This is a genomic window from Halosimplex pelagicum (genome assembly GCF_013415905.1).
GTDB lineage: Archaea > Halobacteriota > Halobacteria > Halobacteriales > Haloarculaceae > Halosimplex > Halosimplex pelagicum.
The window spans coordinates 2,828,343-2,852,163 of the sequence record NZ_CP058909.1 but is presented as its reverse complement, the minus strand read 5'-3'; the positions used below and the strand labels follow the sequence as shown (position 1 = coordinate 2,852,163).

Sequence of the window (23,821 nt, the reverse complement as noted above, 5' to 3'; positions counted from 1 at the left end):
CCCCATCGACGCCTGACGTGTTCGGGTCGCACCGCTCTCGGCCCCGTTCGGTCGTCCGAGCCGCGCACCGGGGCCGCTCGCGCGCGCTCGAACGCCCGTCCGAACCGGGTTCGGGCGGCGTACCACGCCGGCCCGCGCCGGGTTATTCGATCCGGCTCTCGTCGTACCGGGAGACGTACCGGACCGCCAGCAGCAGCACGCCCAGCCCCGCGCCGACGGTGACGACGCCGAACGTCGCCATCCCGAGCGGCGACGCCGGCAGGTCGACGAGGAAGAACAGGGTCGGGTCCATGCCCTCCGGGTTGACGTAGCCCAGCAGGGCGCCCATCGTGCCCGCGACGCCCAGCACGGCCAGGTACACCGCCAGGACGACGTGCGAGCCCGCGACCCGGTCGCCCAGTGCCAGTCGATCGGTGTTGGCTGTCACGACCGGCGGTTGGGACCGCGGGTGGTTAGCCTTTTCACATCGCGGCCGCTAGCTCGGGTATGAGCGACTTCGACGACGACTCCGGCTTCTCGGAGAAGGAACTCCTGCTGTTCGTCCTCACCGCCATCGCGCTGCTGATGGGCGCCTCGACGTTCGTCCTCGTGATGGGCGGGTAAGCGCCGACCCGGTCACGTCGCGGGTCCCGCACGCTGGGATAGTATTTCTCGACGGCCAGCGGCCGTGCTGTCGTCGCCGTCGGGCGACGTGACTCGAAGCGTCGAGGAAAATCGGGTAGCGCATCGAGTGCCGTTCGAAAAAGCGAACGAAGCCGCGGCGTCAGTCGTCGTCGGTGCTGTCCGAGCCGTCCTCGTCGACGGGTTCGCCGCCGTCCGTCACGGCCTTCTCCTCCTCGCCGCCGTCGGCGAGGGCCGTGGTGATGCGGCGCTCGTGCCACTGGAACTCGCGGCCGTGCTGGTCGGTCTCCTTGAGGTCCCACGGGTCGGGGTCCTCGAGCTTGGGGCCTTCCAGCCAGGACTGCAGCAGGTTCCAGACGAAGATGATCTGGCCCAGCAGCAGGATGATGGCGCCGACGGAGGCGGCCTGGTGCATCAGCGTCACCATGTCCAGCGGCGCGATGGCGCTGTTGAAGTCGTAGGTCGCGTACCGGCGGGGCATGCCGAGGTAGCCCAGGAACAGCATCGCGAAGAACGTGATGTTGGTCCCGATCATCGACAGCCAGAAGTGCGCCTTGCCGAGCGTGCGCTGGTACATCCGACCGGTGAAGATGGGGAACCAGTAGTAGATGCCCGCGAACCCGGCGAAGGCGATTGCGCCCATCACGATGTAGTGGAAGTGTCCGACGACGTAGTAGGTGTCGTGGAGGATCTGGTCGACGGGGACCGACGCGAGGAAGACGCCGGTGACGCCGCCGATGATGAAGTTCGAGACGAAGCCGATACAGAACAGCATCGGCGTCGTCAGCCGGATGCGACCGTTCCACATCGTCGTGATCCAGTTGAACGTCTTGACCGCCGAGGGTATCGCGATGGCGAGCGAGACGGCCATGAACGAGGCCCGGAGACGCGGGTCGATGCCCGTCGTGAACATGTGGTGGGCCCAGACGCCGAAGGAGAGGACGCCGATGGCCAGCGTCGAGTAGACGACGAACTTGAAGCCGAACAGTTTGCGGCCGGAGAACTTCGGGATGACGTAGCTGACGATCCCCATCGGCGGGAGGACGAGGATGTACACCTCGGGGTGGCCGAAGAACCAGAACAGGTGTTGCCAGAGGATCGCGCCGCCGCCCTCGACCGCGTAGAACGTCGTCGCGAGGTTACGGTCGAGCAGCAGCATGACGATGGCAGAACCGAGCAGCGGGAACGCGAAGAGGATGAGCGCCGACTGGGTGAGGATGGTCCACGAGAAGATGTCGAGGTTCGCCCAGTTGACCTCGTCGTCGCGCTCGGTGAAGATGGTCGCGATGAAGTTGATGGCGCCCATCGTGGCCGAGACCCCGGTCAGGTGCAGGCCGAGCAGCATCAGGTCGACGCCGGGGTTGGCCTGTTCGGCCGACAGCGGCGTGTACATCGTCCAGGCGGTCTGGGCGCCCATCATGTCCGGCAGGAAGAAGCCGCCCCAGACCAGCAGCGCGCCGGGCGGGAGCAGCCAGAAGGCGATGGCGTTGATCCGCGGGAACGCCATGTCGTCGGCACCGATGAGTAGCGGGATGAAGTAGTTCGAGAACGCCGCGATGATGGGCGTCCCGAACAGGAACAGCATCGTTATCCCGTGACTCGTCAGGATGGCGTTGTAGAAGCCGTTCTCGAACACCGCGCCGGTCGGCGCGATGAGCTGCACCCGGATACCGAACGCCATCAGGCCGCCGACGGCGAAGGCGATGACGGCGTAGGTGCCGTAGAGGATGCCGATGTCCTTGTGGTCGACCGTCGTCAGCCAGCGGGTGATACCGGCCGGCTTCTCGCGGTGGACGGCGGCGCCGGCGTCGCCGTAGCCGCCGCCACCGCCGCTCACCAGCGGCGTATACGAGCGCCAGTCCTCGACCCGTGAGAGAAACGCCGCGACGCCGACGAGGAAAACCCCCATCAACACCGTCAGCGTGAGCTGCGCTGATACCATGCAGGGACCTCGGGACTGGTGCCATATGAATGGTTAGGAAACCCTTCCGCCGAACCCGTTCGCGTGTCCGGGTATCGCGTGGAGAACCGTGAACGTCCGGCTCGACCGAACCGGACGGCTCGACGGGTGAGCGCGGTCGTTCGGAGCGAGTGTTCGAGCGCGAGAAGGGTCCGTCGTTCGACGGTGGAGCGGCGGACGGTCGGACGACGGTCGGGCGGGGCGATGCAGCGGCCCTACGCCGGCGTCACTCGTGGCCGGCGTCCATCTCGTTCTCGGCGGAGGAGATGGCCTTGCCGGCGTAGTACGTCAGGATGACCAGCAGGATCGCCGTCCCGCCGACGATGGTGAACTGCAGCCCCGTGATCAGCGGGTCGACGCCCCACGAGGGGAACAGCGCGAACGCACCGATGAAGAAGATCAGGATACCCAGCGGGATGAAGTTGACCGTCAGGTCAAGCAGCGTCTCGCGGTCGAAGACCTTCTCTGTCATACCACGGGGTTCGGTCAGGCGGCTAAATATACTGTCGGTTCGCGCCGGCGAGCGCACGACTGGCCGGCGAATCCGTTCGGCCGGATAGGCGGCTCGTTCGGCCGGGTCGGCGAGGCGGGGAGTCGGACCGGTCGGACGCCCCGTTCAGACGCCCTGCTGGGTCCGTCCGACGGCCTGGCTGACGACGCCCGCGGCGACGAGCATCACGCCGGCGACGGCGATAGCGAGCCCGCGGCCGACGACGCCGTTGGGGTCGGTGACGACTTCGAGGAGGCTCACGGACGAGCCGGGGACCTGCGTCGCGACGAGGACGCCGCCGAGCGCCGCGAACCCGGCTCCGAGCAGCGCGAGCGTCCGCCAGGGGCGGCGGGCGTAGCCCGACTCGCCGAGGATGCCCGCGACGCTCCCGCCGAGCAGGAGGACCCCGCCGACCGCGAGCGGGAACACGCCGAGGAAGACGCCGACCTCCGCCAGGGCGAACCCCACCGCCACGAGGAGCGGCCACGGACTGGCCGTCCGATACTGGTCCGACAGTCCCGGTTGCTCTTCCATGTCCCCGCGTTGGGGCGGGTCCGTCATAGGTACACCGAACTCCCGCGCGCCCCTGCCCGAATATGGTCGGCCGGCGGCCCCGGGGATGTCGTCGTCGGTGGCCCGGGGACCGTCGTCGGTCACCGGTCGCTGCCTCCGGGAACGCGGTCGGTCGCGCCGGGGGGTCGAGCGTCGACCGTGGGCGCAAAGTATTTGGTCCGCATGGGGCTTGTCCAACACAATGACCACGCGCGCTGTGGAGCAGTTCGACGAGTGGGAGTCGTCGCCGTTCCGCGACGGCTATCGCGGCCTGCACGACCTGGCCGATTCGGATTTCTCCGGCATCGTGGAGGTCGGTGGCGCCAAGCTCTGTATGCTCAACGGGACGGCGGTCGGCATCCTCGGGGGCGACATCGACGACTTCGAGGGGGCGTCGGGGACCGCCTACGAGGCGCCCTCGCCCGCGCTCCCCCTGCTCGCGCTCATGCAGGAGCGCTCCGAGGAGGTCCGGGGGAAGTACTACTCGGAGGACACGCCGCTGTCCGAGGTCGACGACACGCTCTCCGACGGGGGGTTCACCGGCTTCATCGAACTCTCGGAGAACGTCCTCAGCGGCGACTACTACGTCGTCTACCACCGCGGCCGCTCGATGGCCGTCGCCTGGGTCGGCAACAGCGGCCAGCTGCTCACCGACGACGAGGCCTTCGAGCGCGCCGACGACGAGGTCGGCATCTTCGCGGTCCACCCCGCGGAGCTCGACCCCGTCGAGATCCCCGAGGTCGACGACGGCGACGACGCAGCGGGCGGCGCCGACACGGCCGCCGCGGGGGGCGCCGCTCCGGGAGGCGCGGCCGCGGCCGACGAACCCGAAACCGACGATGTCGACGACGCCGGTTCCGAGGAGCCGGCGACGGGAGCGGAACCGAGCGACTCGGCGCCAGCCGCGGAGACGGACCCCGCCGAGACCGACCCCGTCGACGCGGAGCCGACCGCGGAACCCGGTTCGGCCGACCCCGAACCGGCTTCGGAAGAAGCGACGGCGGACACCCCGGAAACGGGCGACAAGCGCACCCGAGACACGGACGGCGTGACGGACGACGAGCCCGACGGTGGCGCCGCGAACGCGGCCGGAGCCGACGGGGACGCGGGCGTCGACGCCGCGGCGACCGACACGGGGGGCGAACCCGCCGAGGGGTCGGCGGACCGAAGCGAGCCGACCGACCGGCGGGACCGGACCGGACGGTCCGACGACCGGGACCGAACGGGAGGCTCGTCAGACTCCGACCGCGCACGCGAGAGCGGGCGCTCGGGAGCGACCGACGCGGACCGCGCGGGCGGGACCGGCGGACGCGCGGCCGACCGGGAGGAGGAGGGACGTTCCTCGTCCGACCGGGAGGCCGACCGGCGAGAGCGGGCCGGCCGCTCCGATGAACGGCGGGATCGGGCCGACCGGACGGAGGATCGAAACGACGCCGGCGACGGCCGTGCCCCGGAACGGGACTCGGCCTCGCGGAGCGCCGACGCGCGGACGGACCGCGAACCGGACCGCGAGTCGGGCGGTCGTGCGAACCGTGACCCGGACGCCGCGGCGGACCGCGGGGCCGGGGCGAGTTCCGGCCGCGCGGAGTCGCCGGACCGCCGGCAGCGCGACTCGACGGAGGCGCGGACCGGCGACGCGCGGTCGAGCGAGTCCAGTCGGGACCGCGTTCGCGACCGGGGCGGCGGCGCGGCGGACTCACCGAACCGGTCGGCCGACTCGGGCGGTCGCGCGGAGGAGTCGCGCGCGGCCGGCCGGAGCGCCGATGCCGGCGGCTCGGCGGGGGCCGCCAGTAGTCCCGACCAGCTGGAGACCCACTCGATCCCGTCGCTCGACCCCTCGCGGACGACGACGCGCGAATCCGACGACGGGGGCGCCGCGGGAGCGGCGCCGTCGGACGGCTCGCCGGAGGCCGCCGCGGCGTCGGCGATAGAGGACCGCGCGGACGGGCCCGCTCCGTCCGCTCGCGACCCCGACGACCGGGGGAGCGGTCGTGCCGAGGGTCGGAACCAGGGGGCCGCGACGGGCTCGCCGGAGACCCGGTCGGAGTCCGCGCCGGCCGAACCGCGGACGACGGAGGCGGCGCCGGCCGAGTCGCGGGCGAACGAGCCCGACCCCGGCCGGGCCGACGAACGGGTGGCCGACCTCGAAGACGAGCTCGCCGAGCGCGAGAGCGAGATCGACCGCCTGGAGGCGGACCTGGCCGCGGCCGAGTCCGAGCGCGACGACCTGCGCTCGCAGCTGGAGGATGTGCGCGCCGAGCGCGACGACCTGCAGTCCCGCGTCGAGCGCGTCGAGTCCGAACGCGACGAACTGGAGCGCGAGCGCGACGGGCTGGAGTCGGAGGTCTCGGACCTGCAGTCCGAGGTCGAGCGGCTGGAGACCCAGCTGGCCGACATCAAGGAGGAGTTCGGCGCGGCGGTCGACGCCGAACAGCGGCTCAGCCCGGGCGAGGCGCTCGACCAGACGAACCTCTTCGTTCGCTACGAGTCGAAGGGCAAGCCGACGCTGGAGACGGCCCACGCCGGCGAGGCGAGCCGCCAGGAGGTCGGCGAGAACCTCGGGCTGGAGTACCACACCCAGTTCGACAGCGCGACGGCGTCGGTCGGCGGCCGCCCGTTCGACGAGTTCCTCCGCGACACGATGCAGTTCCGCTTCGTCACCTGGGTGATCAACGACCTGCTCTACGAGATCCGCGACACCGGAAAGGTGTCGGCGCTACAGGACCTGTACGACGCGATCCCGAAGATCGACCGCGCCGAACTCAACGGCTCGGTCACCACCGAGTACACCGAGGACGGCCAGGAGCGCCGGAGTCAGGAGTCGTTCGACGTGGTCATGCGCGACCGGATGGGCAACGCTCTGCTGACCGCGAACATGAACGACTCCCGGCAGGCCGCCAGCGAGAGCATGATGTCCGCGCTCGTCACCGCGTCCTCGCACGTCGGCGAGTCGACGGAGTCGCTCGGCGCTTCGTTCCTCGTCACGTCGAGTTTCTTCGAGCCGGAGGCGCTGGAGACGGCCGCCGACGCGACCAGCGGCGGACTGCTCAGCCGCGACAAGCGCGAGAGCTTCGTGAAGTTGACCCGCAAACAGGGGTATCACCTCTGTCTCGTCGAGGCGCGAGAGGAGAAGTTCCACCTGGCCGTTCCCGAACTGTAGAGCGGTCCCGAAAATTCAGTCCTCGACGACGACCCGAAAGAATCAGTTCTCGACTTCGGCCGCTTCCTCGATCTTCATGCCTTCGAGCTTCTCGATGATGTGGTCGATCTTGCCGTCCAGGTCCTCGACGAACTCGCCTGTCTGCTCGGTCGTGATGGCGCCCTGGCTCGACGGCTCGATGAGGTTCTCCTCCTCGAGGACGCGCAGCGAGTAGCGAACCTTGTGGTGGGGGTAGCCCGTCTCGTTGGACATCTTCACGATCCCGATCGGCTCGTTCTGGATCACCATCCGCAGAACCTGCAGATGACGCTCCAGCATGTCTACTTCCTTCTCAAGTCTGTCTATCATGGCAATTGTTAACTTGTGTTTGAGGGTTTTAAAGGTTGCTGTCGGACCGGGAATCGAAGGAGGGCGGACCGGCTTCGGGTGCCGCGTTATTGTCGAGCGCCCGTGCGAGCGGCTATCAGTTTCAGAGTTTCCCGTGGTACCAGTTAACGATTCCGGTCACCGGGGCGGTCGACCACCGGCGCGAGGTCGGGAGCCCGCCGGGTGGGGGCGCGTCGGGTGGGGGCGCGTCGGGGACGCGCGTTCGGAGTCCTCGGCCCTGGCGGACGGGCGAGCGCCGGACCGTAATCTGTTTACACCGGCCCACGGAATCTCGGGTGTATGACCGTCACCATCGTCGGTTCGCAGCTCGGCGACGAGGGGAAGGGTGGCATCGTCGACGTGTACGGCGCCGAGGCCGACGTCGTCGTTCGCTACCAGGGCGGCGACAACGCCGGCCACACCGTCGTCCACGAGGGCGAGGAGTACAAGCTCTCGCTCGTGCCGAGCGGCGCGATCCGCGGCAAGGTCAACGTGCTCGGCAACGGCTGCGTCGTCAACCCCCGAACGCTGTTCGACGAACTCGACGCCCTCCGCGAGCGCGGTCTCGACCCCGACGTGCGCGTCGCCGAACGCGCCCACGTCATCCTGCCGTACCACCGCCTCCTCGACGGCATCGAGGAGGAAGTCAAGAGCGAGGACGACGACGAGATCGGCACCACCGGTCGCGGCATCGGCCCGACCTACGAGGACAAGGCCGGTCGCCGCGGCGTCCGCGTCGGCGATCTGCTCGACCAGAGCGTGCTCCGCGAGCGCCTGGAGTACGCCGTCCCGCAGAAGCGCGCGCTCGTCGAGGACGTGTACGGCCTCGACGTCGACGACCTCGACGACTCCGACGCGCTCGACCTCGAAGCGCTGTACGACGAGTTCGCCGGCTACGGCGAGCGCCTCGCCGAGGAGGACATGACCGTCAACGCCGGCGACTTCCTCGCCGACCGGCTGACCGCCGGGGACAACGTCATGTTCGAGGGCGCGCAGGGGACGATCCTCGACATCGACCACGGCAACTACCCGTTCGTCACCTCCTCGAACCCGACCGCGGGCGGCGCGGCCGTCGGCTCCGGGGTCGCCCCGGGCGTCGTCGGCGACGGTGAGGTCGTCGGCATCGTCAAGGCCTACCTCTCCCGGGTCGGCAGCGGCCCGATGCCGACCGAACTCGGCGGCGTCCCCGGTGACACGCCGGGCTACGACGGCGACCCCGACAACCCCGAGACCGAGCGCGAGGAACTGGCCGCGTACATACGCGAGGAAGGCCACGAGTTCGGCACCGTCACCGGCCGCCCGCGGCGGGTCGGCTGGCTCGACGTGCCGATGTTGCGCCACGCCGCCCGCGTCAACGGCTTCACCGGCCTGGCCGTCAACCACGTCGACACCCTCGCCGGGCTCGACGAGGTGAAGGTCGGCCACACCTACCGGCTGGACGGCGAGGAGCTCGACACCATGCCCCCGACCACGGAGCGATGGGCCGACTGCGAGGCCGAGTTCCGCGCGTTCGACGGCTGGCCCGACTGTGACTGGGCCGAAATCGCCGCCGAGGGCTACGACGCGCTACCCGAGAACGCGAAGACCTACCTGGAGTACCTCGAAGACGAACTCGACGCCGATGTGTACGCCGTCGGCGTCGGCCCCGGCCGGTCGGAGACGGTCGTCCGCGAGAACCCCTTCTGAACGCGGTCCGGCCGGCACCTGCCGGCTCGCGGCCCGACGCCCACCGCCCGACAGCGGCGGGCGGACCCGTGCAATATTTTCCACCTCGCGAAAGCTACTTGTCCCGCCGCGACGGCGTGTGTGTGTGTAGCAAAGGCACGCGAAGTCACGCCCGAGTACCGGACGCCGGAGTATCGAACGGCTGGGCAGTGGTGGGCCGCGGTCGGAGTCACACGGGAACACAGTGTCAGCACACGACTCACCGATACGGCGGAGCGTCGAGGTCGAGTACTGGGTGATAGACGAGAGGGGGCGGCTGACGACGCCGGGGTCGCTCGTCGACGCGACACCGGGCGCCGAGCGCGAGTTCGTCGAGCCGCTGCTGGAGATCAAGACGACACCCTGCGAGACGACGGCAGAACTGCGCGACGAGCTCCGCGACCGCGTGACCGCGGTCCTCGACCGCGCCGACGAGGTCGGCAAGGGGCTCGTCCCGCTGGCGACGCCGGTCCACGCCGAGGAGATCGCGGAGATCCCCGGCGAGCGGACGCGCGTCCAGAACGAGGTCGTCGGGTCGGACTTCGAGTACGTCCGCCACTGCGCGGGGACGCACGTCCACGTCGAGCAGCAGCCGGGGGTCGCGGTCGACCAGCACAACGCCTTCGTCGCGCTCGACCCGGCGCTGGCGCTGGTCAACTCCTCGCCGTACTTCCGGGGCCAGCGCCTCGCCGCGGGCGCCCGCTCGAAGCTCTACCGCTGGATGGCCTACGACGACCTGCCCCACCAGGGCCGGCTGTGGCCGTACGTCGACGACCGCGAGGAGTACACCCGGCGCCTGGAGCGGCGCTACGAGGACTTCGAGACGGCGGCCATCGACGCGGGCGTCGAGCGCCGCGCGGTCGCCCGGCACTTCGACCCCGAGAGCGCCGTCTGGACGCCCGTCCAGTTCCGCGAGGCGTTCTCGACCGTCGAGTGGCGCTCGCCCGACACCGCCCTCCCCAGCGACGCGGTCCGCCTCGCCGACCGGCTCGCCGCGCTCGTCGGCCGCCTCGACGACGTCGAGGTGCGGGTCGAGGGCGACCGCGGCCGGATCGGTCGCGACGAGATCGTCCTGCCGGAGTTCGACGCCGTCATCGGCTACGTCAACGACGCGATCCGCGACGGGCTGGACTCGGCGTCGGTCCGGGCGTACCTCGACCGGATGGGGTTCGAGGTGTCCGCCTACGACCCGGTGGCCCACGAGATCGACGGCCGAGCGACGGTCTCGCCCGACGCGGCCCGCGACATCAGGCTGGAACACGCCGACCGGCTCGCGGCCGACGTTCGCCGGGTCGGACCGCTCACCGGTGACTGACCGGGTACGAGGGGCGCCGCCCGCGGAGCGGCCTTCGCCGCGCGTCCCGGCTCCCCGGCCGTCCGGCACGCTTTTTTGCTCCCGTTCCGGAGAGACGTGCATGAAAGAGGACCTGCTGGACATCGTCTGCTGTCCGCTGGACAAACACGACCTCGAACTCGACGCGACCGAGCGCGAGGACGGCGAGATCGTCACGGGCACGCTCACCTGCACCGAGTGCGGCGAGGTCTACCCCATCGAGGACGGTATCCCGAACCTGCTGCCGCCGGACATGCGCGACGAGGCGCCGGCCTGAGCGCGTACGGCCCTGAACCTTTTTCTATCGGCCGCGCCGACTGAGTGACGTGCCAGGGGATACGCTGCCCGTCCACGTCAACCGGGACTCGCTCCACGCGGTGGAGGTGCCCGACGCCTTCGAGACGGACGGGTCGTTCGACATCGGCGTGGTCAACCACGGCGGCTCGGTCCACGTCCACCTCCACCTCGACGACGACCTCTCCGAGATCGCGTCGGTCGAGGCCAGCAACCACTTCGTCGACGGCGAGAGCCAGCGGACGGTCCACGTCAGCGTCGGCGGCGCGGGCGAGGCCACCGGGACGCTGAAGATCGCCTCCGCCTACGGCGCCGAGACCCGCTACGTCACCGTCCGGATCACCGAACCCGACGAGGAGGAGTCCACCGTCGAGGTCGACGAGTCCCTCTCGGAACCCCAGCCCCGCGAGCCCGACGACGGCGGCGACGGCGCCGCGGGCGCCGCCCTCGCCGCCAGCCCGCAGCTGGTCGTCCTCGCGCTCGGCGTCGTCGCGCTGGGCGTCGCTGCGGCCGTGGCCCTGCTCGTGGACGAAATCGTCGTCGTCGCCGGCGCGCTCGCGGTGCTGGTCGGCGTCCTCGCCGCCGTCTACATCGCGCTCGCCGGGGAGTAGTTCGAACCGCCCGGCCCGCGTCTACTCGCTCGCTTCCTCGTCTTCCTCCGCCTCGTCGGCCGACGACTCGTCGGCGTCCGCTCCGTCGGCGCCGTCGCCGTCCTCCGCTGGCTCGGTCGGGACACCCGAGAGGTTCCCCTCGTCGTCGAAGCGCTTGGCGCGCAGGAATCGCGCGCGATAGCGGTTGGCGTCGTCTTTCACGTCGGCCTCGCGGATCTCGTCGGTCCGCCCGTCGGCGACGGCGTCGACGATGGCCTCGACCTGTTCCTTCTCGCTGGGAGTGAGTTCGAACTCGTAGGTCCGGGACTCCTCGCCCTCCAACTTCGTCCAGCGGCGGGCCGCGGAGATGACGACCGAGCAGGGCTCGCGGCAGGGGAACTCGCCGTCGCCGCCGTCGACGTCGAGGTCGGTCTCCTCGTCGTACTGCCACTCCCGCCGTTTCAGACACTGCGAGTCGTCGCAGCAGGCCTCGGCGACCCAGTTGACGTGTTCGTAGCCCTCGCCGCGGTCCCAGGTCCGGACGACGCCGTAGATGCCGCTCTGGCGGTCGATGGTGTCCCGCCAGTGGGAGACGTCGAGGTCGCCCTCCCGTTCGCGGTGCCAGTTGGCGACCGTCGCCGGGTAGACGTACTCGACGGCGGTGACCAGGTCGGCCGGTCCCAGGTCGGAGAAGCGCCACCCGGTCCGCAGCGTCGGCGCGGTCTTGAGCGGCCGGTAGCGGCCGCGGTCGTCGCGTTTGGTGATCTCCCGGGCGTCCATCGGGTCGTCGTGGTCGTCGAGGTCGTCGGGATCGGCGTCGGCGTCGTCGACGTGGCGGAGGTCGTAGCGGCGACTCCCGGTCTCGTCGGCGGTCGCGGTGATCCGGAGCTGGCCCCACTCGCGGGTGACGCCGGCCGCCAGCGCGTCGTAGCGGTCGGGGACGCGCACGTCGTCGGCGCGTTCGAGCCAGCGGAGGAAGGCCCACCGCTCGTCGGCCTGGGGCGCCTCGGCGTGCCAGAAGTACCAGTTGGTGACGTGGGCGGCGTAGTCGGCCGCGGCGTCGCTCAGGTCGTCGCCGTGGACGACTCGCTTCGACCCCTCGTCGGTGGCGAGGACGTACCCCTCGCCCTCGGTCTCGGCCGCGAACCCGTCGAACTCGATACCGTCCGCGGCGGCCTCGGCGACCGCCGTCACCTGCGCCGGGTCCACCTGCGCGTTCATACCCGAAGCGAGGGACCGGCTCGGAATAAAGCCCTCCGTCTGCGACGAACGCCGTTCACCGCCGGGGCATCCACAGCCCGTAGAGGATACAGCAGAGCCCGACGATCGTCGCGAGGTCCGCGGCCAGCGCCAGCGCGGTGCGGACGGTCGACCGCAGTCCGGGCGCGAACGTCGCGACCGCGTCGAGGGCGGCGAATCCGCCGAACAGGACGCCGGGCGTCCAGAAGGCGACGAGAAAGCCCGCGGCGACGAACAGCATCGGCAGGCTCTCGTTGCGGCGGTACCCCCGGTAGGCGACGTATCCGACGGCGAATCCGAGGATCGCGATGGTGGCGGTCGTGAGCCCGGGGATCAGGCCGTCGGCGGTCGCCGCGAAGTGCAGCGGTGCGGTCGGTTCGGCTCCGCCGAAGGGGGTCGGTGCGCTCATCTCAGGTCCTCCACGAACTCGGTGAACCGGTCGGCCATCCGCCCGCGGCGGCTGAGCCGTATCTCGAAGCCCTCGTCGGTGAGGTCGACGACGGCGCGGTCGAGCGTCGCGGTGTACACCTTGTAGTGGTGGCCGTCCTCGCCGGCGCGGGTCTGCTCGGCGACCAGGTCCTGTTCGCGCAGCGTCTCCAGCCGGCGGTAGACGGTCGGCCCGGACACCGAACAGCGCTCGGCGAGTTCCTCCGCCGAGAGCGCCTCGGCGGCCGTGGCTTCGAGGATCGTCCGCGCGCAGTCGTCGCCGAGCAGCGACGCCACGGTGTCGATGTCGGTGTCCTCATCCACACGTATCCACCGTCCGCTCGGAGTGTCAAGCCAGTGGCTCGACTTCACTCGATGAAGCCGTGGCTACCCCCTTAACTGGTTCGGCGCGGTAGGATCGACCGCAATGGTCGCACTCGACGAAACCACCCTCGGCCTCGCGTTCGCCGTCCTCGGTGTCGTGTTCTCGATCGCGTGGCTCGCGCTCGGACTGTACGGCATCAACTCGCTGCGTGAGATCCGGTCGGCGCTCGCCGACGACGAGACCGACGCCGACGGCTCGTAGTCGGCCGCGCCGCTCAGTCGTCCGCGGGCTCCGCGCTCCCGGTCTCCGCTCGCACGCGCTCGACGGCGTCGGCCACGTCGGCGCCGGCGTCGGCGGCCCGTTCGAGTACCACGTCGGCCATCAGCGGCTCGGTCCCCACGGCCCCCGAGTACCAGATCCGGTGGCCGTCGACCTCGGCGGGGGTGTCCCACCCCTCGCGGTAGTCGTCGGTCAGACCCATGTCCTCGGGGATGTCCTCCTGGGTGTGATACCCGTCGGCGATGAAGAGGGGAACGACGACCACGTCCTCGCTGTCGAAGAAGTCGGTCACGTCGTCGACCTCGGGGTCCTCGTCCATGAACAGCGCCTTCACCTCGTCGAACCGGTCCATCTCGGCGATGCGGTCGGCGTGGTACTCGATGGCCTTCGCGGAGTTCTCGTTGCGCTCGGTGCCGTGGCCGACGACGGCGAGACCGAATCCGTCCCCGACATCGGGGTCGCCGGTCACCGACTCCGCGCGGCGGACGATCACGTCGCTCATCGCTTCGTGGGTGCCGACCGGGCCGCAGTAGTGGACCGTCTTGTCCACGTCGGTCGGCCGGAGCGTCGCGTGCGTGGCGCTGGTGCCGTCGGAGTCCCAGGCCTCGGGGTCCCACTCGTCGAGGCGCAACTCCCGCGGGATGACCTCCTCGGTGAAGTATCCCTCCGAGACGAACAGGGGGACGACGTACACCTCGTCGCTCTCGACGGTCCGCAGGACCTCGCGGAAGGAGGGTTCTTCCTTCCAGAACCCCTCCCGGACCTCGTCGAAGGCGGCGGTGGCGCGGACGGTGTCCGCGTGGTCGAACGTCGGCGCGCTCGACCCCGCGTTGAGGTGCGAGCCGTGGGCGACGATGACGAGCGCTTCCATACCCGCGCGTACGGACGAGGCCCCCAAAGGGGTGTCGTTGGCCTTCGCCGACGGGGCCGGCCGGAGCGTCGGGCTGTCGACCGCACCCCGGGGGATTTTTCGCGCCCGCCGTCCATCCGGCGGGTATGACACTCGCCGCGGACACCCGCGAGGCCGTCCGGCGCCACCCGTTCCTCCACGACGCGCTCCGTGCGCGCGTGGTCAACTACACCGCCGTCGCCCGCTTTCTCGACGTCGAGGGCGAGACCGACGCGGTCGTCGCCGCGCTCCGCCGGTTCGCCGACGACCTCCCCGAGTACGAGCGGCCGGGCGACGCCCCGCCGGTGAGCATGGAGAGCGGCCTCGGCGACGGCGACCCGGCCGACGCCGTCCTCGCGGTCGGGGATCTGGCGCTCGTTCCCGACGAGGGGTCGCTCACGGCTATTACCGCCGGCGGCGCGGCCGACGCCGCGGCGCTCCGGCAGGTGCTCGGCCGGCTGGAGACCGCCGAGGTGTCCGTCGAAGCGGCCGCGGCGGGCGGCGGGTCGCTCGTGGTCGTGGTCGGTCGGCGCGACGGTCCCGACGCGGTGCGCGCGGTCGAGGACGCGCTCGCGGCGTAGGCTCGCCGTTCGAACGGCCACCCGTAGATTTAACACGGATATTCGGCGATTGAGTGACGTGTCGACGACGACGATCAGGGGCACGGTGGGCGGCCTCGGGCGACGGGCGAACCCCGCGTTCGCGGTCGCGGTCGTCTTCCTGCCGCTCGCCGCGCTCGGGTACGCCCTCACGGTCGCATCGGTCCAGAACCACACCTACGTCCACGTCATGGCGGGCGTGCTGTGGACGGGCACCGACATCTTCATCGGCGCCGTCCTCGGGCCCGTCGTCGGCGGCCTCGACGACGAGCAGAGCGCCGCCGTCTTCCGGCGGTTGACTCCCAAGACCGCCTTCTTCCTCCCGTCGCTCGCCACCGTCACCATCGCCTCCGGACTGGCGCTCGCCCAGCGGATCGGCGTGTTCACCCACGCCGAGCCGTGGCTCGCGCTCTTTACCGCCGCGAACCTGATCCCGACGCTGCTGCTGATCGGCAGGCGACTCGACTGCTACCGCGACCGCCGCTGGCAGGCGGTCTTCGCCGTCGCGACCGTCGGATCGCTGGCCTGGGTCGCGACCACCATCGGCGAGTTCCAGATGACCCAGCCGACGGTCGTCGTCGCGCTGGTCATCGTCACGATCCTGACCGTACAGGGCTTCGGCTTCCTGATGCCCGGCGAAGTTCGGATGTACATGGAGATGATCTCCGCAGACCCCGACGCGTCGGTCATCGCCTCCATCGGCAAACAGAACGCGATGCTCGGCGCCGTTCAGGGCGCCTTCCAGTTGCTGCTCATCCTCGACATGGTGTACATGACCCAGGGCACCATCCCCTGGGTCCCGTTCCTCGGGTGAGCGGTCGTCGGGAGTCAACGACCTACTGTGTACGAAGGGGCTCCACGGCGCTTCGCGGCGGGAACCTCCCGTTCACGTCGAGGCACTCCACCGGCCCCGCCTCGCACCGCCCGACGGCGCGCGCCGCATCGTAGCGGCTCCCGCCGGGAGACGAGTCGCCGCTCACCCCGACACAGCCTTTATTCTCGCCGCCGGCAATATTTGCGTATGGACTTCACCCTCCCCGAGGAACACCGGATGATCCGCGAGACGGTGCGGGAGTTCTGCGACGAGGAGATCGAGCCGATCGCCCAGGAGATCGAGGACGAGCACCGTTTCCCGGCGGAGGTGTTCGACGAACTCGCGAAACTGGACGTGATGGGCGTGCCGATATCCGAGGAGTACGGCGGGCTCGGCGGCGACCAGCTGATGTACGCGCTCGTGACGGAGGAACTGGGTCGGGTGTCCGGGTCGATCGGCCTCTCCTACGCCGCACACGTCTCGCTGGCGAGCAAGCCCATCGAGCTGTTCGGCACCGACGCCCAGAAAGAGCGGTGGCTCGAACCGCTGGCGACCGGCGAGCACCTGGGGTCGTGGGCGCTGACGGAGCCTGGGTCGGGCTCGGACGCCTCGGACATGGACACCACGGCCGAGCGGGACGGGGAGGAGTGGGTGCTGAACGGGACGAAGCAGTTCATCACGAACGCGAACGTCGCGGGCTCGGTTCTCGTCAAGGCCGTGACCGAGCCCGAGGCGGGCTACGACGGCATCTCGACGTTCGTCGTCGACCCCGACGACGACGGCTTCGAGGTGACGACGGTGTGGGACAAGATGGGCCTGAACGCCTCGCCGACCTGCGAGATCCAGCTCTCGGACGTGCGCCTCCCCGAAGACCGACTGCTCGGCGAGCCCGGCGAGGGGTGGGACCAGACGAAGAAGACGCTGGACGGCGGCCGCATCTCTATCGCCGCGCTGTCAGTGGGGCTCGCCCAGGGCGCCTTCGAGGCCGCGCTCGAATACGCGAAAGAGCGCGAGCAGTTCGGCCAGCCCATCGGCGAGTTCGACGCGGTGCGGGACATGCTCGTCGCGATGGACCGCAAGATCGAGCGGGCGCGCCTGCTGACCCACAAGGCCGCTGTGGCGTACGACGACGGGGAGGACGTGACGCGGCTGTCCGCGATGGCGAAACTCGACGCCTCCGAGATCTCGCGGGAGGTCGCCGAGGACGCCGTGCAGGTCCTGGGGGGCTACGGCTACACCACCGACTTCGCGCCTCAGCGCTTCTTCCGCGACGCGAAGCTCATGGAGATCGGCGAGGGGACCAGCGAGATACAGAGATTGGTCCTCGGGCGGGAACTCGGATTGTAGATCCTCTGCTTAGTAAGCGTGCATACTGAGTATTCGGGTAGCGCATCGTCCGGCGCCGGAGGCGCCGGTTCACCGGACGCGAGGAAGCGAAGCGACCGCTGCGTCCGGCCTTTTTCACCCATGTTTTTTGCCGGGGGTCGAGGTGCGAGCCCGCCGGCTCGCGCCGACGCCCCCGGCAAAAAAGATGGCTGTACTGAGCAAATTGGCGGAGTGAAGAACGGGAAGGTGAACTGGTGTCTGATGCCTTCGCCTTACCGCTCTATCACCACTCGGAAGCGAGCACGCCGTAGCGCTCCACGTCGACGCGCTCGCCGCGGGCGAACGCCTGATCGGGCAGCGTCCCCTCGTGTTCGAAGCCCGCCTTCTCCAGGACGCGCGTCGAGGCGTCGTTGAACGCCAGCACGCGCGCCCAGACCTTGCCGAGGCGGCGCTCCTCGAAGCCGTAGGTCACCATTCGGCGGACGGCCTCGGTGGCGTACCCGTTCCCCAGTGGTCTGGGTGGAGGAAGTACGCGAGTTCGGCCGTCCCCCACTCCTCGCTGAACTGCCGGAAACTGACCGTCCCCACTCGCTCGCCGTCGACGCGCAGGCAGAACTGGACGCCGTCCTCACCGAGCGACTCGAACCACTCGCGCTCGTCGGCCATGTTGCGCGGCTCCGTCGCCGCCAGCCCCTCGCGCACCTCGGGGTGGTTGATCAGGTCCCGGAAGAACGCCAGGTCGCCCTCCTCGATCGGGTGGAAGGTCACCCGCTCGGCCGCCATGAACACCGGTTCGCTCATACGCCCGACGAGTCCGGCGACCGCCTTCAGCGTTCCTCCGGTGTGAGAAGCGTCCGCACGCTACGGGAGATCGCGCACGCGGGCGAGCATCTCGTCTAAGTCGGTCGGGCAAGCGGCCAGCGAGTAGCCGTCGATGCGGGCCAGATCGCCGGCGTGTTGCCAGACGCTCTCGTCGTCGAGTCCCTGGAGGACGACGGCGTTGGGCGTCGGGTTCAGTACCCGCAGGGCGACCATCGCGCCCTCGCCGCTGGTGACGTTGGTGAACACGAGCGCGCGGTTTGTCGACTGGCCGTACAGGCGGTAGAACTCCTCGGAGGACAGCCGAGAGATGGCCTGGATGCTGTCGATGACGGTGTGGCCGGCGACGGTCTCCTGGGCGCCGGAGACGATCTCGGTGGCGCCGATGGCGTCGTAGAAGTCGTCGACCGGGACGGCGGCGGGGTACTCCCGGAGGTCGTGGACGATGTCGGCGTCGAACCCCGCCGAGAGGACGCGGGCGTGCTGACGGATGTGGCTGCCCCCGCGGCGCTCGTCGATCGCCAGCAGCGCCTCGACGGTGCGCTTGACGACGCCGATGCCCGGGCTCTCGCGGCGGCCGCTCTCGTAGTCCGAGACGACCGACGGCGAGACGCCGAGCTGGTCGGCCAGTTCCGTCTGGGCGACTTCGAAGTCGGTGCGCCACTTCCGGAGGGTCCCGCCGGGGTCGTCGCTCAGGGCGATCTCGCCCGCGATCTTCTCGGCCAACTCGCGGCGCTCTCCCATTTGCCCGAGCATCGACGACTGACGATAAAAGCGTGTCGAACCGCCGAGAGCGGCCGTCCGTCGCGGACTCCGGCGGGGTCGGCCCCGCTAGTCGGCCGAGAGGTGGCCGCCCGCCAGCCCGCCGACCGCCCCGAAGACCAGCGGATAGACGAGTCCCGCCAGCAGGACGGCGGTCACGAGCGCGGGACCGGCCGAGGCGCCGTCGCCGCTCCCGATCGCGAACAGGACGGCGCCCGCGAGCGACAGCGGAAGGTAGCCCAGCGCGACGGCGGCGCCGTTGCGCGCGGCCGTCGTCGGGTCCGCGGCGGTGTTCCAAGCCGCGACCGCTCCCGCGAGGACCAGCAGGACCGGCGGGAGGGCGAACAGCGCGGTCAGCGCCGCCTCCTCCGCGCCGGCGACGAGGTTCACCGACCGCTGGCCGAACAGCGATATCTGGACGGCGACGTTGTGCGCGTTGTAGAACAGCCACCCGACGAGCTTCCAGGCGACCGGCTCACCGGTGAACACCTCCAGCACGTCCGACCCGAACGAGTTCTGGATCGAGCTCCCGTGCAGGAGATATACGACGAGATAGCCGAGTATCCACGCGGCGATTCCCCCTGCCAGCCCGCGACCGGCCGCTCGTTTCGCATCCGTGTCTACCATACACCCCACCGTGCGAGGCCTGCGGAAAATGCTTTCTGGCGTGGGGACGCCGCCTCGCTCGGCGGTCGGTCCCCCGCGCTGGCCGCGCTCGTCCGGTCGAACCGCGGTACGCGGTGGCTACCTTTGAGCGTGGCGCCCGGGTCGCCGCCATGGTCGCGCCCGCCGCGTCCGTTCCGCTCCAGACCACGCCCGGGAACGGGACGGCCACGCCCGGCGTCGGTCCGGAGGAACTGGTCGAGTTCGCACCGGTGGTCGTCCGCGCCGCGTGGTTCCTCGTCGGATTCGCCGTCGTCGTCCTCGTCGGGTTCGTCGTCGTCGAACCTCTGGTCAGCCGCGCGGTCCGGCGACGGAACCGCGACAACCCCACGTTGCAGGACGCCATCGCCCGCTACGTCCGCGTGCTCGTCCTCGCGGTCGCCGTGGTCGTCGGCGCCGGCGTGGCCGGCCTCGCGAACGTCCTCACGAGTTCGGCGCTGGTCGTCGCGGCGGCGACGCTCGCGGTCGGCGTCGCGGCCCAGACCGTCGTCGGATCGCTCGTCGGCGGCCTCGTCCTCGTGTTCGACCCGGAGTTCAGCGTCGGCGACTACATCGAGTGGGACGACGGCGAGGGCACCGTCGAGGCGATCACCCTCCGGGTCACCCGCGTCGAGAGCCCCGACGGCGCGCTGGTGACCGTCCCCAACACCGTCCTGACGAGCCAGGCGATCACCCGCCCGTTCGGACGCGGCCGCTACCGCGTCGTCGAGCGAGTCGACATCGACTACGCCGACGACCCGGAACGGGCGACCGAGATCCTCGAATCCGTCGCTCGCGGGCTCGACGGTGCCGCCGACCGGCCGGAGCCGGTGGCGTTCGTCGACGAACTGGGCGACGGGGTGGTCCGGCTGCGCGCCCACTTCTGGCTCGACGACGCCAGCCAGCCGGCGGTGTTCGAGATCCGGTCCGCGTTCGCTCGGCGGGTCAGACGGCGATTCGACGAGGCCGGCATCACCGTCAGCCCCGCGTCGGAGCACGAACTCCGCGGGCGGATCGCCGTCGACGACGACCGCTGAGCGCCGGCACGCACCGCACGCACCGCACGACCGCGCCACCGCAGCGCCGGTTCGCCGGCGGCCGCGGCTCAGTCGTCCGCCCCGTCCGGGCGACCGCCGGGCCGGTCGCTCCCGACTCCGGTGGCGCCGGACGGGTCCTCGCCGGCCCCGGTACCGCTCGGCGCGCTCCAGCTCAGTTCGACCGTCCACCGGCGCTCGTCGCCGTCGCCCGCCGCGTACTCCACGAGGTCGACCTCGCCGGTCGGTTTCGGCCGGTCGGTCCCGTCGTCCGGACGGGCCCTCGTGGCCTCGTAGCGGGCCGTGAGCTGCTCGTCGAGTCCCCGCAGGTAGGCGTCGAGTTCGGCGCGGTCGAGCGACGCCCGGCGCTTCCGCTCGTAGCCGCCCGCGCCCCGGCCGACGCCGCCGGGTCGTCCGGAAGAGTGGCCGCCCCGCACGGCGTTTATCACCGCGCCGAGCAACAGCACCAGCGCCGTGAAGTAGAGGTAGGTGACGACCACGATGACGCCGCCGAAGAAGCCGCTCGACCCGGGGTCGCTAAAGGCGAGGTACACCTGGAAGAGGCTCTGGAAGATCGCCCAGCCGACGGCGGCGAAGACGGTGCCCGGCAGCACGTCCGCCCACCCGAGGTCCTCGTCGGGGAAGACGTAGTACATCGGGAAGAAGGCGAGGACGAGCCCGGCGACCAGCACCAGCGGCGTCACCAGTCCGAGGAAGGGGACGGTGTCCGAGAAGACGGCGACGGCGGCACTGACGCCGACGGTCGCGAGGACGGCGACGACGAGCGCCCCCATGACGACGACGCCGTCGCGCAGTTTGTCGGTGAAGCCGTTGTCCGACTCGGTCTCGTAGATCTCGGAGAACGCGGTGTCGAGCCCGCGGAAGATCTTCAGCGCCCCCCACACGAGGACGACGAGGCCGACGACCGACGCGCCGCCCGCCGCGGCGTCGCCCGCGAACAGTTGCGCGACGACGTCGGCGATGGGCCCGGGGAGCCAGGCCTCCGCGGCCTCGACGACGCGCTCCTCCAGCCCGCCGCCGACGACCGAGAGCACGACGAACAACAGGAGCAACAGCGGCGCCAGCGAGACGAAGGCGTTGTACGCCAGCCCCGCCGCCATGAACGTCACGTTCTTCTCCGAGAAGTCCGCGTAGACCCGTTTTCCGAAGTCGCGCGCGCCGCCGAACGTGACCATGTCGCCCGTTGGGCCCGCGGTCGGAAAACCGGCGCGCCGGCGGACGCGTGGCCGGTCGATCACGGTCGTCGGCGTCCCGTCCGACACTGCGTCTCGGGTGGGTCGGAAATTGAGGCGTGGGAACATTCTTTGACTTCCCCACCCAACGTCTCGATATGCCCGACGCGACGCTGGACGATAGGGGACGACTGACGCTGCCGAAGGACACTCGGGAGCGGTACGGAGACCGCTACCGGATCGTGGAACTCCACGACGGGATCAAACTCGTCCCGATCGCCGACGACCCGCTCGACGCGCTCCGGGAGGAGTTCGCGGACGTCGACGAGTCGGCCGACGAACTCCGCGAGCGGGCGCGCGAGGAGGCGCTGGACGGGGCCGGTCGCTGAATGTACGTCGAGACCGACTTCCTGCTCGCGCTGATCAAGGACGACGACTGGCTCGGGGATCGGGCCGAAGCGGTCTACCGGGAACACGAGGACGAACTGTGGACATCGCAGTTCGCGCTCGTCGAACTGCTTCTCGTGGCCTACCGCGAGGACCGCGACGTGGAACGAGTGGTGGCGAACGCGGCCGCCCTGGTGACGGTCCGTGGCGACGTGGACGCGGTCGTCGCGGCGGCCTCCTACGTAGCGGATCACGGACTGACGCCGTTCGATGCGTTGCATCTAGTCCACTCGGACGGGGACCGAATCGTCTCTAGCGACGGCGCCTACGACGAGTTCGCGCCGCGGCTCGACCTGCGGAGCGTCGAAGAGTAGCGCTCCGAAACCACTAACCCCCTCACACGCCTGCGTTCTCCCAATGGACTGGACGGAGAAGTACCGGCCCTCGTCGCTCGACGAGATCCGGGGGAACGACAAGGCCCGCGACGCCCTGCAGGAGTGGGCCGACACCTGGGAGGACCACCGGGAAGCGGTCGTGCTCCACGGGTCGCCCGGGATCGGCAAGACCTCCGCGGCCCACGCGCTGGCCAGCGACGAGGGGTGGGCGACCATCGAACTCAACGCCTCGGACTCCCGGACGAAGGACGTGATCGAGCGGGTCGCCGGCGAGGCCGCCAAGTCCGGGACGCTCACCGCCGGCGAGGCGGGCCGCCGGGTGGTCATCCTCGACGAGGCCGACAACCTCCACGGCAACGTCGACCGGGGCGGGTCGGCGGCGATCACCTCGCTGGTCAAGGAGGCCAGCCAGCCGATGATCCTCATCGCCAACGACTTCTACGAGATGTCGTCGGGCCTCCGCAACGCCTGCCAGGAGATCGAGTTCCGCGACGTGTCCAAGCGGTCGATCGTCCCGGTGCTGCGGGACCTCTGCCGGAAGGAGGGCGTCGAGTACGACGACGCGGCGCTCGACCAGATCGCCGAGATGAACAGCGGCGACCTGCGTGGCGCGATCAAGGACCTCCAAGCGATGGCCGAGGGCCGCGACCGCATCGGCGCCGACGACGTGGTGACCGGCGAGCGCGACAAGACGGAGGGCGTGTTCGACTATCTCGACACGGTGATCAAGGAGGCCGGCGCGGAGGAGGCGCTGAAGGCCTCCTACGACGTGGACGAGACGCCCGACGACCTGATCAACTGGATCGAGGACAACATGCCCAAGGACTACGAGGGCGAGGAGCTGGCGGTCGCCTACGACTTCCTCGCGAACGCGGACCGCTGGCTCGGTCGCGTGCGCGCGACGCAGAACTACACGTTCTGGCGCTACGCGGGCGACAACATGACCGCCGGCGTCGCCGCGGCCCGCCGCGAGCCCAAGGGCGGGTGGACCCGCTACGGCCCGCCGAGCTACTGGTCGAAGCTCGGCCGCTCCCGGGGGACCCGGAACAAACGGGACTACGTCGCCCGACGGATCGCCGAGGCCGGCGGCGTCAGCATGTCGACCGCCCGCCGGGAGATCCTCCCGCACCTCTCGGTGATGACCCACCACTGCAAGAACCGCGAACTCACCGTCGCGATGGCCGCGAAGTACGAACTGGAAGCCAAGCACGTCTCCTTTATCACCGGCAGCGGCGAGGACACCAACAAGGTCCAGTCGATCGTCGAGGACGCCGAGCGCCTGCGCGAGGAACGAGCCGTCGAGAACGCCGGAGGCGCCTTCGACGACGCCCACGCGGGCGGGAGCGAGGAGACGACCGACTCCGAGGAGGCGGACGCCGAGGACGACGGCGAACCGGAGTCCGCACAGGCGTCGCTGGACGGGTCGGCCACCGACGAACCGGCGGACGCCGAGACGGACGCCCCGGCCGACTCGACGGACGACGAAGACGACGACCAGGCCGGACTCACGGACTTCATGTGAAGCCCACCGGGTGACGCGGCCACCCACCCGATTCCGCTCTCGCCCGCTCCCGCCGGACGCTTCACTACCGAACCAGTGTGCGCTCGCCGGCCGGTGACAT

Annotated in this window: 25 protein-coding genes and 1 pseudogene; 13 read left to right on the top strand and 13 right to left on the bottom strand. The window is 70.3% G+C overall.

Annotated elements, in window-relative coordinates; translation table 11 throughout:
* Positions 1–142: 142 nt before the first annotated feature.
* The 4 genes from HZS54_RS14290 to HZS54_RS14275 form a co-directional block, all read right to left on the bottom strand.
* Positions 143–427 (bottom strand): DUF7520 family protein, encoded by a 285-nt coding sequence (locus tag HZS54_RS14290; protein WP_179917789.1) that lies wholly within the window; start codon positions 425–427, stop codon positions 143–145.
* A gap of 336 nt (positions 428–763) precedes the next feature.
* Entirely contained in the window at positions 764–2,563 is a 1,800-nt protein-coding gene (locus HZS54_RS14285; RefSeq protein ID WP_179917788.1) for a cbb3-type cytochrome c oxidase subunit I, read from the bottom strand.
* A gap of 244 nt (positions 2,564–2,807) precedes the next feature.
* On the bottom strand, positions 2,808–3,053 hold the full coding sequence (locus HZS54_RS14280; protein WP_179917787.1) for a DUF6684 family protein: 246 nt from the start codon (positions 3,051–3,053) through the stop codon (positions 2,808–2,810).
* A gap of 144 nt (positions 3,054–3,197) precedes the next feature.
* Positions 3,198–3,605, bottom strand: coding sequence for a DUF7541 family protein (locus HZS54_RS14275; protein WP_179917786.1), 408 nt, complete (start codon positions 3,603–3,605; stop codon positions 3,198–3,200).
* Positions 3,606–3,825: 220 nt separating this feature from the next.
* On the opposite strand from HZS54_RS14275, the gene HZS54_RS14270 reads away from it, so the two are divergent.
* Positions 3,826–6,783: a DUF7527 domain-containing protein gene (locus tag HZS54_RS14270; RefSeq protein WP_179917785.1), complete on the top strand. Its 2,958-nt coding sequence runs from the start codon at positions 3,826–3,828 to the stop codon at positions 6,781–6,783.
* A gap of 42 nt (positions 6,784–6,825) precedes the next feature.
* Here HZS54_RS14270 and HZS54_RS14265 read toward each other — a convergent pair whose 3' ends face one another.
* The gene (locus HZS54_RS14265; protein WP_123533187.1) at positions 6,826–7,131 is read right to left on the bottom strand and encodes a hypothetical protein; all 306 of its coding nucleotides are present in this window, start codon (positions 7,129–7,131) and stop codon (positions 6,826–6,828) included.
* 318 nt (positions 7,132–7,449) lie between these two features.
* Between HZS54_RS14265 and HZS54_RS14260 the strand changes: the two genes are divergently transcribed.
* From HZS54_RS14260 to HZS54_RS14245, 4 genes are all read left to right on the top strand, one after another.
* On the top strand, positions 7,450–8,835 hold the full coding sequence (locus tag HZS54_RS14260; RefSeq protein WP_179917784.1) for an adenylosuccinate synthase: 1,386 nt from the start codon (positions 7,450–7,452) through the stop codon (positions 8,833–8,835).
* Between the two features lie 223 nt (positions 8,836–9,058).
* Positions 9,059–10,168, top strand: a complete 1,110-nt coding sequence (locus HZS54_RS14255; protein WP_179917783.1) for a glutamate-cysteine ligase family protein — start codon at positions 9,059–9,061, stop codon at positions 10,166–10,168.
* Positions 10,169–10,268: 100 nt separating this feature from the next.
* Positions 10,269–10,463: a methytransferase partner Trm112 gene (locus tag HZS54_RS14250; protein ID WP_179917782.1), complete on the top strand. Its 195-nt coding sequence runs from the start codon at positions 10,269–10,271 to the stop codon at positions 10,461–10,463.
* Positions 10,464–10,512: 49 nt separating this feature from the next.
* A complete protein-coding gene (locus tag HZS54_RS14245) occupies positions 10,513–11,091 on the top strand; it encodes a DUF7524 family protein (RefSeq protein WP_179917781.1) in 579 nt (192 codons plus the stop codon).
* Between the two features lie 21 nt (positions 11,092–11,112).
* Here HZS54_RS14245 and HZS54_RS14240 read toward each other — a convergent pair whose 3' ends face one another.
* From HZS54_RS14240 to HZS54_RS14230, 3 genes are read right to left on the bottom strand one after another with little or no spacing between them, the layout of a single operon-like run.
* On the bottom strand, positions 11,113–12,291 hold the full coding sequence (locus HZS54_RS14240; RefSeq protein WP_179917780.1) for a DR2241 family protein: 1,179 nt from the start codon (positions 12,289–12,291) through the stop codon (positions 11,113–11,115).
* A gap of 55 nt (positions 12,292–12,346) precedes the next feature.
* Positions 12,347–12,718, bottom strand: coding sequence for a DUF7521 family protein (locus HZS54_RS14235; protein ID WP_179917779.1), 372 nt, complete (start codon positions 12,716–12,718; stop codon positions 12,347–12,349).
* Positions 12,715–13,059 carry an ArsR/SmtB family transcription factor gene (locus tag HZS54_RS14230; protein ID WP_179917778.1) on the bottom strand — a complete coding sequence of 115 codons (345 nt, stop codon included), beginning with the start codon at positions 13,057–13,059 and terminating at the stop codon, positions 12,715–12,717. Before HZS54_RS14230 ends, HZS54_RS14235 begins: the two co-directional genes overlap by 4 nt.
* A 103-nt stretch (positions 13,060–13,162) precedes the next feature.
* Between HZS54_RS14230 and HZS54_RS14225 the strand changes: the two genes are divergently transcribed.
* Positions 13,163–13,321 carry a hypothetical protein gene (locus HZS54_RS14225; RefSeq protein ID WP_179917777.1) on the top strand — a complete coding sequence of 53 codons (159 nt, stop codon included), beginning with the start codon at positions 13,163–13,165 and terminating at the stop codon, positions 13,319–13,321.
* A gap of 13 nt (positions 13,322–13,334) precedes the next feature.
* Here the strand turns inward: HZS54_RS14225 and HZS54_RS14220 are convergent, their stop codons facing one another.
* Complete coding sequence (locus tag HZS54_RS14220; protein ID WP_179917776.1) at positions 13,335–14,210, bottom strand: CbiX/SirB N-terminal domain-containing protein; 876 nt, start codon at positions 14,208–14,210, stop codon at positions 13,335–13,337.
* A 125-nt stretch (positions 14,211–14,335) separates the two neighbouring features.
* On the opposite strand from HZS54_RS14220, the gene HZS54_RS14215 reads away from it, so the two are divergent.
* The 3 genes from HZS54_RS14215 (at position 14,336) to HZS54_RS14205 (ending at position 16,988) form a co-directional block, all read left to right on the top strand.
* Entirely contained in the window at positions 14,336–14,809 is a 474-nt protein-coding gene (locus HZS54_RS14215; protein WP_179917775.1) for a DUF7523 family protein, read from the top strand.
* 58 nt (positions 14,810–14,867) lie between these two features.
* Positions 14,868–15,641, top strand: coding sequence for a hypothetical protein (locus tag HZS54_RS14210; RefSeq protein WP_179917774.1), 774 nt, complete (start codon positions 14,868–14,870; stop codon positions 15,639–15,641).
* Positions 15,642–15,848: 207 nt separating this feature from the next.
* The gene (locus tag HZS54_RS14205; RefSeq protein ID WP_179917773.1) at positions 15,849–16,988 is read left to right on the top strand and encodes an acyl-CoA dehydrogenase family protein; all 1,140 of its coding nucleotides are present in this window, start codon (positions 15,849–15,851) and stop codon (positions 16,986–16,988) included.
* A gap of 262 nt (positions 16,989–17,250) precedes the next feature.
* Here the strand turns inward: HZS54_RS14205 and HZS54_RS14200 are convergent.
* The 3 genes and pseudogenes from HZS54_RS14200 to HZS54_RS14190 form a co-directional block, all read right to left on the bottom strand.
* Positions 17,251–17,750, bottom strand: a pseudogene (locus HZS54_RS14200) (GNAT family N-acetyltransferase).
* 78 nt (positions 17,751–17,828) lie between these two features.
* Entirely contained in the window at positions 17,829–18,530 is a 702-nt protein-coding gene (locus tag HZS54_RS14195) for a helix-turn-helix domain-containing protein (RefSeq protein ID WP_179917772.1), read from the bottom strand.
* A gap of 87 nt (positions 18,531–18,617) precedes the next feature.
* Positions 18,618–19,175 carry a DUF7978 family protein gene (locus HZS54_RS14190; protein ID WP_179917771.1) on the bottom strand — a complete coding sequence of 186 codons (558 nt, stop codon included), beginning with the start codon at positions 19,173–19,175 and terminating at the stop codon, positions 18,618–18,620.
* Between the two features lie 149 nt (positions 19,176–19,324).
* Here HZS54_RS14190 and HZS54_RS14185 point away from each other — a divergent pair, with 149 nt between their 5' ends.
* Positions 19,325–20,227: a mechanosensitive ion channel family protein gene (locus HZS54_RS14185; protein WP_179917770.1), complete on the top strand. Its 903-nt coding sequence runs from the start codon at positions 19,325–19,327 to the stop codon at positions 20,225–20,227.
* A gap of 68 nt (positions 20,228–20,295) precedes the next feature.
* Here HZS54_RS14185 and HZS54_RS14180 read toward each other — a convergent pair whose 3' ends face one another.
* On the bottom strand, positions 20,296–21,420 hold the full coding sequence (locus HZS54_RS14180; protein ID WP_179917769.1) for a YihY/virulence factor BrkB family protein: 1,125 nt from the start codon (positions 21,418–21,420) through the stop codon (positions 20,296–20,298).
* Between the two features lie 155 nt (positions 21,421–21,575).
* On the opposite strand from HZS54_RS14180, the gene HZS54_RS14175 reads away from it, so the two are divergent.
* From HZS54_RS14175 to HZS54_RS14165, 3 genes are read left to right on the top strand one after another with little or no spacing between them, the layout of a single operon-like run.
* On the top strand, positions 21,576–21,806 hold the full coding sequence (locus HZS54_RS14175; RefSeq protein ID WP_179917768.1) for an AbrB/MazE/SpoVT family DNA-binding domain-containing protein: 231 nt from the start codon (positions 21,576–21,578) through the stop codon (positions 21,804–21,806).
* Complete coding sequence (locus HZS54_RS14170; RefSeq protein WP_179917767.1) at positions 21,807–22,178, top strand: PIN domain-containing protein; 372 nt, start codon at positions 21,807–21,809, stop codon at positions 22,176–22,178.
* Between the two features lie 43 nt (positions 22,179–22,221).
* A complete protein-coding gene (locus HZS54_RS14165; RefSeq protein ID WP_179917766.1) occupies positions 22,222–23,721 on the top strand; it encodes a replication factor C large subunit in 1,500 nt (499 codons plus the stop codon).
* The last annotated feature ends 100 nt before the right edge of the window (positions 23,722–23,821 follow it).

Excerpts from the sequence above, each read along its gene's own strand:
- HZS54_RS14180 (WP_179917769.1), bottom strand. The coding sequence starts at position 21,420 with ATGGTCACGTTCGGCGGCGCGCGCGACTTCGGAAAACGGGTCTACGCG.
- HZS54_RS14225 (WP_179917777.1), top strand. The coding sequence starts at position 13,163 with ATGGTCGCACTCGACGAAACCACCCTCGGCCTCGCGTTCGCCGTCCTC.
- HZS54_RS14265 (WP_123533187.1), bottom strand. The coding sequence starts at position 7,131 with ATGATAGACAGACTTGAGAAGGAAGTAGACATGCTGGAGCGTCATCTG.
- HZS54_RS14190 (WP_179917771.1), bottom strand. The coding sequence starts at position 19,175 with ATGGTAGACACGGATGCGAAACGAGCGGCCGGTCGCGGGCTGGCAGGG.
- HZS54_RS14220 (WP_179917776.1), bottom strand. The coding sequence starts at position 14,210 with ATGGAAGCGCTCGTCATCGTCGCCCACGGCTCGCACCTCAACGCGGGG.
- HZS54_RS14175 (WP_179917768.1), top strand. The coding sequence starts at position 21,576 with ATGCCCGACGCGACGCTGGACGATAGGGGACGACTGACGCTGCCGAAG.
- HZS54_RS14275 (WP_179917786.1), bottom strand. The coding sequence starts at position 3,605 with ATGGAAGAGCAACCGGGACTGTCGGACCAGTATCGGACGGCCAGTCCG.
- HZS54_RS14250 (WP_179917782.1), top strand. The coding sequence starts at position 10,269 with ATGAAAGAGGACCTGCTGGACATCGTCTGCTGTCCGCTGGACAAACAC.
- HZS54_RS14240 (WP_179917780.1), bottom strand. The coding sequence starts at position 12,291 with ATGAACGCGCAGGTGGACCCGGCGCAGGTGACGGCGGTCGCCGAGGCC.
- HZS54_RS14170 (WP_179917767.1), top strand. The coding sequence starts at position 21,807 with ATGTACGTCGAGACCGACTTCCTGCTCGCGCTGATCAAGGACGACGAC.
- HZS54_RS14285 (WP_179917788.1), bottom strand. The coding sequence starts at position 2,563 with ATGGTATCAGCGCAGCTCACGCTGACGGTGTTGATGGGGGTTTTCCTC.
- HZS54_RS14280 (WP_179917787.1), bottom strand. The coding sequence starts at position 3,053 with ATGACAGAGAAGGTCTTCGACCGCGAGACGCTGCTTGACCTGACGGTC.
- HZS54_RS14185 (WP_179917770.1), top strand. The coding sequence starts at position 19,325 with ATGGTCGCGCCCGCCGCGTCCGTTCCGCTCCAGACCACGCCCGGGAAC.
- HZS54_RS14270 (WP_179917785.1), top strand. The coding sequence starts at position 3,826 with ATGACCACGCGCGCTGTGGAGCAGTTCGACGAGTGGGAGTCGTCGCCG.
- HZS54_RS14260 (WP_179917784.1), top strand. The coding sequence starts at position 7,450 with ATGACCGTCACCATCGTCGGTTCGCAGCTCGGCGACGAGGGGAAGGGT.
- HZS54_RS14205 (WP_179917773.1), top strand. The coding sequence starts at position 15,849 with ATGGACTTCACCCTCCCCGAGGAACACCGGATGATCCGCGAGACGGTG.
- HZS54_RS14165 (WP_179917766.1), top strand. The coding sequence starts at position 22,222 with ATGGACTGGACGGAGAAGTACCGGCCCTCGTCGCTCGACGAGATCCGG.
- HZS54_RS14235 (WP_179917779.1), bottom strand. The coding sequence starts at position 12,718 with ATGAGCGCACCGACCCCCTTCGGCGGAGCCGAACCGACCGCACCGCTG.
- HZS54_RS14195 (WP_179917772.1), bottom strand. The coding sequence starts at position 18,530 with ATGGGAGAGCGCCGCGAGTTGGCCGAGAAGATCGCGGGCGAGATCGCC.
- HZS54_RS14215 (WP_179917775.1), top strand. The coding sequence starts at position 14,336 with ATGACACTCGCCGCGGACACCCGCGAGGCCGTCCGGCGCCACCCGTTC.